The following is a 13,326-nucleotide window of genomic DNA, read 5'->3' as shown; positions in this document are numbered from 1 at the left end:
TAATCTGTATTTTATAAATATAGGGAGGTTCAATGATGAGAGCTGATAAATTAAAGCCTGGAGATGAGCTGCGTATTATCTCTCCTTCCAGAAGTTTGTCATTAATCGATGCTCAGCAAAGAAAAATCGCTAAAGAGCAGCTTGAACGGTTAGGTTTTCGGATATCCATTTCAACAAATTCTTTTGAGACGGATGATTTTGTTTCCTCTTCTATTGATTCGAGAATTGAGGATTTGCACGAAGCCTTTTTAGACCCCAAAGTGAAAGGAATATTAACGACCATTGGGGGCTTCAATAGTAACCAGCTCCTGCGTTATATCGATTATTCAATCATTGCAGAGAATCCAAAGCGTTTATGTGGTTATTCGGATATTACTGCACTAAGTAATGCGATTTATGCTCAAACAGGATTAGTTACATACTCCGGACCGCATTTTTCCACATTTGCGATGCTCCACGATAATGAATATACCATCGAATATTTCCGCAAGCTGATGATGGACAATAAAGAAATTCTAGTGCAGCCTTCCAGGCATTGGAGTGATGATGAGTGGTATCTGGATCAGGAAAACCGGATATTTATTAAAAATGAAGGTCCTTTCATTATCAATGATGGGGAAGCGAAAGGAACGATTATTGGTGGCAATTTATGCACTTTAAATCTTTTGCAGGGAACAGAGTATATGCCAAGTTTAAAAAATTCTATCTTGTTCATTGAGGATGATTATGAGTCAGCACCTGCAACCTTTGATCGAGATCTGCAATCCCTAATTCATCAGCCTGAGTTTGAAGAGGTCAAAGGGTTGGTGATCGGCAGGTTCCAAAAAGAATCGCGTATGTCAAAGAAGCTACTGACCACAATTATCCGCTCAAAAGAAGAATTATCCGATATTCCTGTGATTGCAGACGTGGACTTTGGACATACATCGCCGATGATTACCTTTCCTGTGGGTGGACAAGCAAGCCTTCGGGCTTATGGGGCAAGAGTGGAGCTTAGGATAGCGGAGTAGAGATACAATTGCTGAATCAATCCTTTATAATTGAATAGGTAACCCGATTATTAAATATATTTAAAAATTATCTTACCTTCTACAAAAATCGGATTTTTCAGATATAATATATGAGGTGAAATATTACGGAGGTGCAATACTTTGACGAATGAGTTAGAACAAACCTATTTGAATTTTTTACAATATATTTTGGATCATGGTGTGAAAAAAGAAGATCGTACAGGAACTGGTACAATTAGTGTATTTGGTTATCAGATGCGATTTGATTTATCAAAAGGCTTCCCGCTGTTTACAACAAAACGTACACCGTTTCGCTTAATTGCAAGTGAGTTATTGTGGTTTATTAAAGGCGATACCAACATTCGTTATTTATTGAAAAATAATAATCATATTTGGGATGAATGGGCTTTTAAAAGATGGGTTGAATCGGACGAATATGCAGGCCCGGATATGACAGACTTCGGGAATCGTTGTTTAGTTGATGAAGATTTTAATCAATTATATCAAGCAGAGATGAAATCATTCTGTGATCGTGTCTTAGAAGATGATGAGTTTGCTGCGAAATATGGCGAGCTAGGAAACGTTTACGGTAAGCAATGGCGGAATTGGACATCTTCAACTGGCGAATCAATTGACCAATTACAAGACGTTATTCATCAGATCAAAACAAATCCTGATTCTCGGCGTTTAATTGTCAGCGCATGGAACCCGGAAGATGTTATAAATGCTGGGACGAAAGGAAGCAAAGCAGCGTTACCGCCCTGCCACGTTATGTTCCAGTTCTACGTTGCAAATGGTAAACTAAGCTGTCACTTGCTGCAACGCAGTGCGGACTCTTTTCTCGGGGCAAACTTCAATATTCCATCTTACTCCTTACTTACACATTTAATCGCATACGAATGTGGGCTAGAAGTAGGCGAGTTTGTATACAGCATTAGTGATGCGCATATCTATTCAAACCATGTTGAGCAAGTGAAAGAGCAATTATCAAGAGAATTAAGAGCATTGCCTACACTGGTTATTAATTCACAGAAGAAATCAATTTTTGATATTGAACTGGAAGATCTGGTCATTGAGGGGTACAATCCGCATCCTTCGATAAAAGCGCCGATCGCAGTATAACGTAATTGTAAATGAAGATTCGCAAATATAATTTTTGGCAATATAGTTTTTTACTTTAGTATGGAGGAAGGAGAGAACTTCATGAGTATTAGCTTAATATGGGCAATGGGTGCCAATCATGTCATAGGAAAAGATAACGATATGCCTTGGCATTTGCCGCTGGATTTTGCTTATTTCAAAGCAGAAACATTGGGCAAAAGAATGCTAATGGGCCGCAAAACATGGGATTCGCTCGGAGGCAAGCCCTTGAAGGGCAGAACGAGCCTAATTCTAACTAGGGATACTGATTATTCAGCTGAAGGTGCAGAGGTTCTACACACGCTTGAAGAGGCTCTCAGCGAGGGTAGAAAAGAAGATGAGCTGATGGTAATCGGTGGTGCGGAAATTTACCGGTTGATGTTGCCGTATGCTGACAAGTTGATGTTGACGCAGATCGAACAGGATTTTGAAGGAGATACCCGGTTTCCTGAGATTGACTGGAGGATGTGGAAAGAGGTCTCCAATATCAAGGGAATTCGTGATGAGAAGAATCCGTATGATTACCGTTTCCTTGTTTATGAACGTACGGAATAGCAATAAAACGTTTTCTCTGACATAACATGTGAAATAGTACAAATAATCAGTAGATTTATCCATTACTGTGCAAAAGTGATGAATGTTACTATAATTAAAATTAGAAATGATTATGTATAGGTATAGAATAGAATGTGCAGGTACTTCATTGCGTTGCTGACAACCATACGAAGCCGCAATATGCTACAATGTACTATACTTCAACACGAAGAGAACGGATGGGGGAAACGTAAACATGTCTACACCTACAGGTTTTATGGAGTATAAACGGCAGCTCCCAGGTGATCGGGATCCTGAGCAGCGGGTAAAGGACTGGGAAGAATTCCACCATCATTTATCCGAGGACGAGCTTCGGACACAGGGCGCACGTTGTATGGATTGCGGAACCCCCTATTGCCATACAGGTATTGATATGGCTGGCGGGACCTCAGGTTGTCCAGTACACAATTTAATTCCGGAATGGAATAACTTGGTGTATCGTGGACTCTGGAAAGAAGCACTGGAACGTCTGCATAAGACAAACAACTTTCCTGAATTCACAGGCAGTATTTGTCCCGCTCCCTGTGAAGGCTCTTGCACAGTGGGCCTGATCGGACAGCCGGTAACCATCAAAACAATTGAACTTGCGATCGTTGATAAGGGTTTTGAAGAGGGCTGGGTTGTACCTAATCCTCCGGAGAAACGGACTGGCAAAAAAATTGCAATCGTAGGCTCTGGACCTGCTGGACTTGCCGCAGCAGCACAGCTTAACAAGGCTGGACATTCTGTAACTGTATTTGAGCGCAGTGACCGCATTGGCGGACTGCTGACATATGGAATACCTACTATGAAGCTTGATAAAAAAGTTGTACAACGTCGTGTAGATTTGCTGGCTGCTGAAGGGATTAACTTCGTAGTGAACACTGAGATTGGTAAAGACATTCCGGCTCAGCAGCTTGTTGATGAGTATGATGCGGTCGTTCTGTGTGGTGGAGCTACTAAAGCACGCCGTTTCAACATTGAAGGCAGTGAGCTTAAGGGCGTTATGTATGCCATGGATTATTTAAATGGCACGATCAAGAGTTACTTGAATTCCAATCTGGAGGATGGTAACTATGTATCCGCTGAAGGTAAAGATGTAATCGTCTTGGGTGGCGGGGATACAGGATCTGACTGTGTTGCCACAGCGCTTCGTCATGGCTGCGGCAGTATCACTCAATTTGGTACACATGAAAAAGCGCCTCTGCAACGGGATCCGATTGCTAATCCTTGGCCACAATTTCCGAATGTGTACAGCTTGGATTATGCGCAAGAAGAAGCGAAAGCTATTTTTGGCGATGATCCGCGTGAATTCTCTATCATGACCACTAAATTTGTTGGGGATGAAGAGGGGAACTTGAAGGAGCTTCATACGGTGCAGATCCGCCGGATCGTGGATGAGACAGGTCGTAAAATCTACCAGCCCGTTCCTGGAACGGAAGCTGTATATCCTGCTCAACTCGCTCTCATCGCTATTGGTTTCGATGGACCGGAGCAAGATATTGTTGAGGAGCTTAACCTGGAGACTGATCGTCGTACCAATGTGAAAGCACGTTACGGCAAATTCAATACGAACGTGGATAAAGTGTTTGCTGCGGGCGATATGCGTCGTGGTCAAAGCTTGGTGGTCTGGGCCATCAACGAAGGTCGCGAAGCTGCACGTGAAGTGGATAAATACCTGATGGGCTCAAGCGTTCTTGTCTAGGCATTAATTCAAGAAGCCGTTTCAAAAGCAGTTTACCTGCTGGAGAAGCGGCTTCTTTTTGGAGCCGACGCTTGACGGAAATATTATTTTCATATAGATTTAATACAATATTTAAATGACAAAAGCATTGACCAAGGACTTACGATCCTAGTAGCGTTAGAACAGAGAGGGAACTCACCGGCTGAAAGGTTCCTCAAATACGTGTGGATGGTATCCTGCCTGGGTAGCTGCAGCGTATAACCGCTGCCGGAATCGGCCGTTATTCGATCGAGGATTGCCATGTAGACTTTGTACGGGCTGGCGGTTAAATAAGGGTGGTATCACGACACATTCGTCCCTGACGAATGTGTCTTTTTGCGTTTAGAGCGTTCATTTTTAGGGAGGGTACAAATATGCGTCAAAGTAATCTTTTATTAACAACTCTGCGTGAGGCACCTTCAGAGGCGGAGACAAGCAGTCATCAGCTGCTGCTGCGTGCGGGATATATCCGCCAATTAGCAGCGGGTGTGTACACTTATTTACCGCTTGGCAGACGTGTTTTACGGAAAATAGAAGCGATTGTGCGGCATGAGATGGATGTCTCTGGGGCTCAGGAGGTATTGATGCCATCTATGCAGCCTGCGGAGCTCTGGAAAGAATCAGGCCGATATGAGGTATACGGTAAGGAGCTGATGACGCTGCGGGATCGTCATGAGCGGGAATTCATACTAGGTCCTACACATGAGGAAGTAGTAACCACACTCGTCCGGAATGAGATCAGCTCCTATCGTAAGCTTCCTATTACCGTATATCAGATTCAGACCAAGTTCCGAGATGAACGCCGACCACGTTTTGGACTGCTGAGAGGCAGAGAGTTTTTGATGAAGGATGCTTACTCTTTTGACACAAACCTGGAAGGTCTAGATAAATCATATATCCAAATGTTCGAGGCTTATCACCGGGTATTGGAGCGATGTGGATTGAAATTCCGTGCTGTCCATGCGGATTCCGGTGCGATTGGAGGCGAGGGCGGCAGTCATGAATTTATGGCGCTGGCTGATATTGGGGAGGATACGATTGCAGCATGCACCGTTTGTGATTATGCGGCCAATCTGGAACAGGCAGAGTCCGTGCGGCCTGTAAAAAATGAAGTTGTCATACAAGTACCGGAGATAGAGAAATTCCTCACTCCTGATTTGCGCACAATTGAGCAACTAGAGCAGGAGCTAGATATCCGGCCAGACCAGATTATCAAAACATTAATCTATGAAGGTGACGGACAGATTTTTGCTGTACTGGTCCGGGGTGATCATGAAGTCAATGAAATAAAGGTAAGTAAATATTTAGGAACGAATGAGATTAAGCTTGCTGACTACGAGTCTGTGAAATCCTTAGCGGGCGTTGAAAGTGGATTTGTAGGACCTGTAGGCTTAACGCTTACTGTCCTAGCAGATGCGGCAGTAGCTGATATGACTCAAGGGATTACAGGGGCGGGAGAAAAAGATTATCACTTCCGTAATGTCGTACCCGGCAGAGATTTTTCGCTTGGGCATGTGGGGGATTTTCGGAATGTAGCAGAAGGTGAAGTTTGTCCGCATTGTTTGGAGGGTATTTTGCATTTTCATCAAGGGATTGAAGTGGGTCATGTCTTCAAATTAGGTACTAAATACAGTGAAAAGCTAGGCGCTTCTTACTTAGATTCTTCAGGCAAAAGTCAACCTATGATTATGGGCTGTTACGGAATTGGTATCTCACGGCTTTTATCCGCTATTGCTGAACAGCATCATGATGAGGATGGATTAATGTGGCCAGCAGCATTGGCACCTTATCAGGTTCATATCTTGATAATGTCCGGCAAGGATAGTGAGCAGCGGACGGTTGCCGAAGGTCTCTATGATCAACTAACCAAGCTTGGCATTGAGACGCTGATTGATGATAGGGATGAACGCGCTGGCGTGAAATTTAAAGATTCAAGCTTGATCGGGATACCTCTATCAATAGTTGTGGGCAAGGAAGCATCACAGGGAAGAGTAGAGTATCTGAAACGAAACACAGCGGGGAAAGAAGTCTTAGAAATTATGGAAGCTGTGTCTCGGATCAAACAATTCTATTCACCGCTGATATAAATGATCTTTTTTCATTTAATGGGAATGCCAATGATCAGGGCAGGAGAGTGTTGCTGGTAATTTTGTGAGAGTATTGCCTTTTGCCGCATTGATCTGTGCCTGAGTGAGAAAGAGAGCTTCTGCTAAATTAGCACCTCTAAGGTCAGTATCGCGAAAGTCTGCCCCAATAAGGTCTGCACCTCTGAGATCAGCGTCCCTAAGGTCTGCGGCTATTAAATAGGCTCCTCTCAAATTGGCGCCTCTAAGATCGGCTCCTTTGAGCTTAGCTCCCATAAGGTCGGCACCTCGACTGAAATTCTTCGCTGATTTCTTTAGTTTACGGCGAGCCTCAGTTCGTACAAGCTCACTGACCTGCAACAGTAACATATTGATTTTTGCTCGATGAGCGGCAACATCCACTTTTACAAGTGCTTCAGGATTAAGTAAAGTGAGCTGTTCCGTTTCATCGAGAGCTGTTTGCAGCTCCGTATGGATTGTACGGGTTATTTCTAAGTTTAAAGATTCATGTAAATACCAGAGCAGCTCGTGCAAATGCCACATGATCGGAAATACCTCGAACATTTGCTTCGCAGTTTTCGGCTTTTTCCTCCAGTCTTCTCCAGCATAAGTGACTTGAGAAATCTTTTGCCCAGCTCCAAAACAGTCATAGACCGTACAACCACGATAGCCTAATTCTCTTAGCTCTGTATGTACACCACAGCGAAAGTCCGACTGTAGATTGTGACATGGCTGTCCAGCGTCTTTGTCTCTAGCGAAATCTATGGAAGCAGCAAAAGGCAATGCGGCACAACACAAGCCAAAGCACTGCTCACAATCCGCCTTCAGGGCGGTGAGGCTTCGATCTGAAAAAGGTTCTGTAAATCTGTGATTCTCATACAAGGTTTGTTTCCCTCCGATACATGAATACGCTTATACCAACTTATTTTAAATCAAACGAAAGACTATGAAAAGTCCGGTCGATTAAAAAAAACCGAGGTTAATGTTATAATAGAGTACTGGACCTGTTTTGGACTTAAGAACGAGAAGGTAAGGAGCGAATGTTTTTGAAGACACTTATTATTGCGGAGAAACCGGACATGGGGCGGAATATCGCCGCCGCAATAGAACCAAAGGCTAAAAATTACCGTTCCTATCTTGAAGGGGAGCAGTACATTATTACATGGGCAATAGGGCATCTAATCGGATTGGCTGAGCCGGATGCATATGATGTGAAATACAAAAAATGGAATATTAATGATCTTCCCATTATTCCGGACCAATTCAAGCTGGTTCCTAATGCGCGGACCATTGATCAGCTGAAGGTAATCGGAGAGCTGGCTAAACGAAGCGATCTGCTGGTAAATTCTTGTGACGCCGGGCGAGAAGGCCAGCATATATTTTCGCTCATTCAGCGGCATTTGAAGCTTGAACATCCTGTGAAACGGCTGTGGATTTCCGATTTGACACCAGAGACAATCCGCAAAGGCTTTCAAGAGCTAAAGGATGGGGCGGAGTACGAGAATCTAACTAAAGCGGCAAAAGCGCGCAGTGAAGCCGATTGGCTAATCGGTATGAACGGATCACGTGCATTTACTACGAAACATAATGTTCTGCTGTCTGTGGGGAGAGTTCAGACCCCAGTACTTGCACTTATTTATGATCGCCAGAAGACGATTGAGGCGTTCTCATCCCTTAAGTTTTTTGAGGTGGAGGGCCATTTTACACAAAATGAAATGACTTATAAAGGTATGTGGCAGGGTGACCGCCTCACTGATGGTGAGAAGGCGGAGGCGCTGGCTGACAAGGTCAAAGGAAAACCGGGACGAATTGACTCTTATGAGGTTAAGGAAACGAAAGAGTATCCGAATAAACTGTATGATTTAACGCTGCTGCAGCGGGAGGCGAATGGGAAGTACGCTTTTTCCGCTAAAAAAACACTCGATATCGCACAAGCCTTATATGAAAAGCATAAGGTGATATCCTATCCGCGGACGAATTCTAACTATGTTACAGAACAAAATATTCCGGAGATGCATAAGACTTTATCTGCGCTCCAAGGGACGGCTTATGATGAATGGGTGAAGGGCGCGAATCGTAATCTCGTTCATAAAGGAAACAAATTTATCTGCAATCCCTCCAAGGTCGAGGATCACCATGCGATTTTGCCTACATATCGGAAAGCAACAGGGCTTAGTGCGGATGAGGGGAAGCTGTATGATTTGATTGTGCGGCGCTTTTTGTCACAGTTCTATCCGGCTGCGGAATATAAAGTGCATACGGTTATGACTGATGTAGAGGACGAAAAGTTCAAAACTACTGTTAAGGAATTATTAAGTCTCGGTTGGAAGGTAATTTACGCGGACCAGAAAAAAGATAAAGCGAAGTCGTCCAAGGGAAAAAACAAGGATGATGAGGAAGACGAAGAGATTGAAGTGAATGAACCGTTCGCAATCGCTCCGGCAGATGAGGTGATCTGTAGTGACGCTATCGTTAAAGAGAAAGATACACAGCCGCCAAAACACTATACGGAAGGCACGCTGCTTAGAGCGATGGAAAGTGCCGGAAAGCAGATTGAAGACGAAGAGCTTCGGGATGCTATGAAGGATTCAGGGCTGGGTACTCCCGCCACCCGTGCTGCAACCATTGAACGGCTTAAGAATGTCGGATACATTGAAATGCAAGGTAAAAAAATCGCCATCACGCAAAAAGGACGAACGGCTATTGAACTGATACGTGGAGCGGGCATCGAGCTGTTGACTTCACCTGAAATGACCGGTCAGTGGGAACGTCGCTTGAACGAGATATCCAGAGGTACGGCGTCGGACGGACAATTTATGGAGAATGTAAAAAGATTTGCCTGCATGATCGTGGACAAGGTTCGTGTGCAGTCTCGGGCGTCCAAAACTTCTTTTGAAGGGGAAACTCCTTCTGTGAACACAGGGGCTAAAGGTCGGAATGGTGGAGGTACATCTCGTAAAACCAGCGATAAACCTGCCGCGCCAAGAAAACGTAAACCTGCTAACGAAGAAGAATCAGCAAATTCAGGTCCGAAAATTATCGGAAACTGCCCGCGTCCTGGCTGTGGCGGGATGATTTTTATGGGTAAAAAAGGCTACGGCTGCTCTCATTACAAAGAAGGCTGCAAGTTCGTGATCTGGAAAGAGAACCACGGGCGTACCCTTACAGATACACAAGTAAAGGCATTAATTGAAAAGGGCCGTACGGGTAAGCTGAAGCTTGCGAGCGAAGACGGCACCCCGCTGGAAGGTAAACTTGTGCTTAATAATATGGATACGGGTCAATTAACAGTGGAGTCATAGTCTAACTGGAAGTTTATATGGAACACGGGTGATTACATCACATTTGCATGTACGAAGCCGCTAGCGGACACAGATGACCCTAAACGCGGGAATACGTCCTTTTTGGAATGCTATCGGACCACATAGTCGTTATTTGCATGAAAAGGGCTATATATGCACCGCTTGCGAGAGAATAGCAGCGCTGGAGTCCGCAAACTTGCTCCAAGGGCTATAAATTCGCCAATAGCGTCAGCTGGGTCCGTAGTCAAGACTATTAGTCGGACTCGCCGTATATGGGATATGGTTTCGGTGACAGCTGTGGGAGACTATATATTTTACACATAAAATTCATTAGTTAAAGAGTGTAGGACATACCTATCTTAAACGGGATGTAGTAACTTGTGCGCACAAGATATTATGATTACGTAGGGGGCTGATCTTCACTCTTTTTCTATCCTGCGGGATAAATCCAGAGGTTACATTATGATAGGGCAGTATAGTCACTACTAGAATGGAAGGAAGGATGACAACATGGGAATGCGTGGATATTACTTTGCTATGGATGACAACCTAGTGCAACAAATTGTTACAGGCGACATTGCATTGAATAGCTTGAAAATAGACGATTATCCCGGACTGGACATTGATAGATCCTGGGAGGCGATTCACTACTTGCTTTGTGGAGTTATTTCCGATGGAGATGCCCCTCTTAGTTATGTTGTTCCGCTGACATCAGACAAAGGCATCGATTTTGGCTCATTCGGGGCGTTTTCCTTACGTGCCAAGCAAGTTGCAGAAGCTCATCAGGTTATTTCTGAGCTGGATGAAGCGCAGCTCCGCTTGCGGTATGATTTCCCGGCCATGGTTAAGGAAGAAGTATATCCTCTTGAACCTGATATTGTTTCAGACGAGGATAAGGATGCGTTCTTTGCCTACCTGCTACAGCATTTTAACGAAATCCGGCGTTTCTACAGCCAAACTGTAGCCGAGGGCAAAGGTCTCATCTTTTATATTTTCTGATTCTAACCAAAAGACGACACACGTCTCCTGATTCCATTGAGCGCGATAAAAAATAGAACCTTTGACTGATGAAGATTATGATGATTTGTGAAATAAATGACCAATTACGGGAAACGGTAGGTTCAATTAATCAATGAGACGAAGAGGGGGAAACGAAAATGAAGACGATCAAGTGTATGATGGACCACCTGTACTGGGCGGACGCACAAATCTTAGAAGCGCTCGAGGAGAGTGAGATGAAGAACAAGGACCTTCTGAAGCTGGTTCGGCATGTTGCGGTTGCGGAACGAGTCTGGCTGTCCCGATTGCAGGGCAAGGGTAGTGCGCAATATTCGTTGTGGGAGGAAGCGGAGGACCTGACGGCGATCCGAACGATGTTCGAAGAAAACGCCGAGAAATATCGTGTGTATATCGAAGGGCTCGAGGAATCTGATTTGGACGTGAGGGTCGATTATGCGAACCAGAACGGAGTCCCGTTCCAAACGTCCGTCCGGGATATCTTGTCGCAGGTCATTTTACATGGGCAATATCACCGGGGACAGATCAACCGGGCATTTCGGATGGAATTGGCAGAACCTGTCCAAGTCGATTACATCACGTTCGCCAGACTCTAACAGGGCCTAATCATCACCATTACCCGGAATGAGATGGGCATTGAACTCCTCCGAAATGATTTAGTTTACTCATGCAGGCTCATGAATTCGTAGGATTTTACCCTTTAGCTAAATGTGAGATAAGAAGGAAATTGAGGAGGCGGTGGCTTGGAACAACTGTAGGGGCATGTCATTTTCACTCCCATGTCTCAACGGGTCCGAGCCCTTTTGTTTAATGCCTCCCGATACTCCATGCTTCTTGTCCATCCTGCGAATGCAGGACAGGCTTAAGCTGCTTGCGGAAATAACTTTGACAGAACGATAGAGTTCTACACCGACCACTAAATGCAAAGAGGAGTCTGAGATTCAATATGTATTCCTTAACGATCCAAACGAAATAGTGGTACCGTTTCATGATGAGATTCCGAAATAGTAGGACCAAAACGTTTGAATTGTCATCTCTTTTCCGCAAGTAGAATCAAGCAATGCAAATTCCATTACTCTACAATGACTATAGAGTGGTTGAAACGAGGTGAACAGACCAATTGTACGAGTGGCACAAGCAAATCCAAATAATCGTTAATGAAATTGACGAGTGTATTAAGAATCGTAACAGTGAAGCAATAACGCTACGATTTCTTTCTCACAAGTTAGGTTATTCCGAATTTCATACTACGAGAAAATTTAAGGAAATATCGGGAATGCAATTTAGGGATTATCTACGGCATAGAAAATTAGCCTTTGCACTAAAAGAGGTTCGGGATAGTGAAAAGAGCATTTTGGATATTGCTTTTGATTATGGTTTTTCATCACATGAAGCTTTTACCAGGGCTTTCAAGGGAACATATGGTGTAACTCCAAGTGAATACCGGAAAAAGCCTATGCCTGTCGCCCTTCGTACAAAAATAAACTCTTTCGACCGCTACTTTTTCGGATTTGGAGAGATTGGTATGATGAAATCTACAGATGATCTTAACATTTATTTTGTAACCATTCCTACTCACAAATTTTTGCACATTAAAAACTATGAGAGTAATGGGTATTGGGATTTTTGGCAAAAGCAAAGTCTTATTACAGGACAGGACTGCGAAACAATTTGCGGCTTACTCGATAGTATCAAGGGCAAATTGGATGACGAGGGCGGGAGTGAATCTAACGGTGGCAGCGGTCAGATTATGGCTTACATTAATGACCCGGATGGCAGACTCTGCGATTGGGGTATTCCACGTACAGAGTGTTTTGGTGTACGTCTTCCTTTTGATTATAAAGGTGAAGTACCTCCACAAATGCTTATGATTGATGTTCTCGAAGCCGAGTATATTGTTTTTGAACATGGGCCATTCAATTATGAGCAGGAAAATCGTAGTGTAGAGGAAAAGATGGAAAGGGCAATGGCAACTTTTAATTTTGCAGACACTGGTTACTGCTTTGATACTTCCGCTGGGAGAATCATTTACGTTTATCACGATCCGGAGCGGTTTTTGAAGTATATCAGGCCAGTAGTGAAGTTGACCTCTAAGCTAATCGAAACAGATTAAGCAGGTAAGTAAAAGGTTGGTGCTATGTGCTGATGAAGAAAATAAGCAGACTGGAGTGTAGTCTCCGCATTCATATCGTCGCATGATTAGTTAGTTAGATTATCTGCTTTAGAAGCAATATAAGTTTAAAGGTCCTTATTGTTGTTTGAATTATTGACAGATAGATCTGGAAACGCCGTTCAGAGAACTGCCGGTTGGTGCGAGGCAGCGGATATCCGAATCCAAAAATCACCTCAGAGCAGTCCCCCGAATTATAGTAGATGGGACCGGGATTCTACCGTTACAAAGAAGCATCGTTGTTGGACGATGGCAAAGAGGGCGTTTATTATAAACGTCAATCAGGGTGGTAACGCGGAGCAACTCC

10 protein-coding genes are annotated in these 13,326 nt (G+C 44.0%); 9 read left to right on the top strand and 1 reads right to left on the bottom strand.

Annotated elements, in window-relative coordinates; genetic code table 11:
* Positions 1–35: 35 nt before the first annotated feature.
* The 5 genes from MHI25_RS17435 to MHI25_RS17415 all read left to right on the top strand — a co-directional run bounded on the left by MHI25_RS17435 (position 36) and on the right by MHI25_RS17415 (position 6,533).
* Positions 36–1,010: a S66 peptidase family protein gene (locus tag MHI25_RS17435; protein ID WP_076279317.1), complete on the top strand. Its 975-nt coding sequence runs from the start codon at positions 36–38 to the stop codon at positions 1,008–1,010.
* Between the two features lie 141 nt (positions 1,011–1,151).
* The gene (locus tag MHI25_RS17430) at positions 1,152–2,132 is read left to right on the top strand and encodes a thymidylate synthase (protein WP_340033169.1); all 981 of its coding nucleotides are present in this window, start codon (positions 1,152–1,154) and stop codon (positions 2,130–2,132) included.
* An 81-nt stretch (positions 2,133–2,213) separates the two neighbouring features.
* Positions 2,214–2,705, top strand: coding sequence for a dihydrofolate reductase (locus MHI25_RS17425; RefSeq protein ID WP_076130027.1), 492 nt, complete (start codon positions 2,214–2,216; stop codon positions 2,703–2,705).
* Positions 2,706–2,940: 235 nt separating this feature from the next.
* Positions 2,941–4,428 carry a glutamate synthase subunit beta gene (locus MHI25_RS17420; RefSeq protein ID WP_076130028.1) on the top strand — a complete coding sequence of 496 codons (1,488 nt, stop codon included), beginning with the start codon at positions 2,941–2,943 and terminating at the stop codon, positions 4,426–4,428.
* 392 nt (positions 4,429–4,820) lie between these two features.
* On the top strand, positions 4,821–6,533 hold the full coding sequence (locus MHI25_RS17415; protein ID WP_340393777.1) for a proline--tRNA ligase: 1,713 nt from the start codon (positions 4,821–4,823) through the stop codon (positions 6,531–6,533).
* A gap of 15 nt (positions 6,534–6,548) precedes the next feature.
* On the opposite strand, the gene MHI25_RS17410 is transcribed toward MHI25_RS17415, so the two are convergent.
* Entirely contained in the window at positions 6,549–7,412 is an 864-nt protein-coding gene (locus MHI25_RS17410; protein ID WP_339168123.1) for a pentapeptide repeat-containing protein, read from the bottom strand.
* A gap of 164 nt (positions 7,413–7,576) precedes the next feature.
* Here MHI25_RS17410 and MHI25_RS17405 point away from each other — a divergent pair, with 164 nt between their 5' ends.
* From MHI25_RS17405 to MHI25_RS17390, 4 genes are all read left to right on the top strand, one after another.
* Positions 7,577–9,832 (top strand): DNA topoisomerase 3, encoded by a 2,256-nt coding sequence (locus MHI25_RS17405; protein ID WP_340393775.1) that lies wholly within the window; start codon positions 7,577–7,579, stop codon positions 9,830–9,832.
* 510 nt (positions 9,833–10,342) lie between these two features.
* Positions 10,343–10,831: a YfbM family protein gene (locus tag MHI25_RS17400; protein ID WP_076130031.1), complete on the top strand. Its 489-nt coding sequence runs from the start codon at positions 10,343–10,345 to the stop codon at positions 10,829–10,831.
* A gap of 158 nt (positions 10,832–10,989) precedes the next feature.
* On the top strand, positions 10,990–11,445 hold the full coding sequence (locus MHI25_RS17395) for a DinB family protein (protein WP_248548722.1): 456 nt from the start codon (positions 10,990–10,992) through the stop codon (positions 11,443–11,445).
* Positions 11,446–11,969: 524 nt separating this feature from the next.
* On the top strand, positions 11,970–12,962 hold the full coding sequence (locus tag MHI25_RS17390; RefSeq protein WP_340393773.1) for a helix-turn-helix transcriptional regulator: 993 nt from the start codon (positions 11,970–11,972) through the stop codon (positions 12,960–12,962).
* Positions 12,963–13,326 lie beyond the last annotated feature (364 nt).

The sequence above is a fragment of the Paenibacillus sp. FSL E2-0177 genome (assembly GCF_037992975.1).
Lineage (GTDB): Bacteria > Bacillota > Bacilli > Paenibacillales > Paenibacillaceae > Paenibacillus_AQ > Paenibacillus_AQ odorifer.
Note: the sequence above shows the minus strand (reverse complement) of the source record. Positions and strands in the feature narration are given on the sequence as shown.

Excerpts from the sequence above, each read along its gene's own strand:
- MHI25_RS17435 (WP_076279317.1), top strand. The coding sequence starts at position 36 with ATGAGAGCTGATAAATTAAAGCCTGGAGATGAGCTGCGTATTATCTCT.
- MHI25_RS17425 (WP_076130027.1), top strand. The coding sequence starts at position 2,214 with ATGAGTATTAGCTTAATATGGGCAATGGGTGCCAATCATGTCATAGGA.
- MHI25_RS17420 (WP_076130028.1), top strand. The coding sequence starts at position 2,941 with ATGTCTACACCTACAGGTTTTATGGAGTATAAACGGCAGCTCCCAGGT.
- MHI25_RS17415 (WP_340393777.1), top strand. The coding sequence starts at position 4,821 with ATGCGTCAAAGTAATCTTTTATTAACAACTCTGCGTGAGGCACCTTCA.
- MHI25_RS17400 (WP_076130031.1), top strand. The coding sequence starts at position 10,343 with ATGGGAATGCGTGGATATTACTTTGCTATGGATGACAACCTAGTGCAA.
- MHI25_RS17395 (WP_248548722.1), top strand. The coding sequence starts at position 10,990 with ATGAAGACGATCAAGTGTATGATGGACCACCTGTACTGGGCGGACGCA.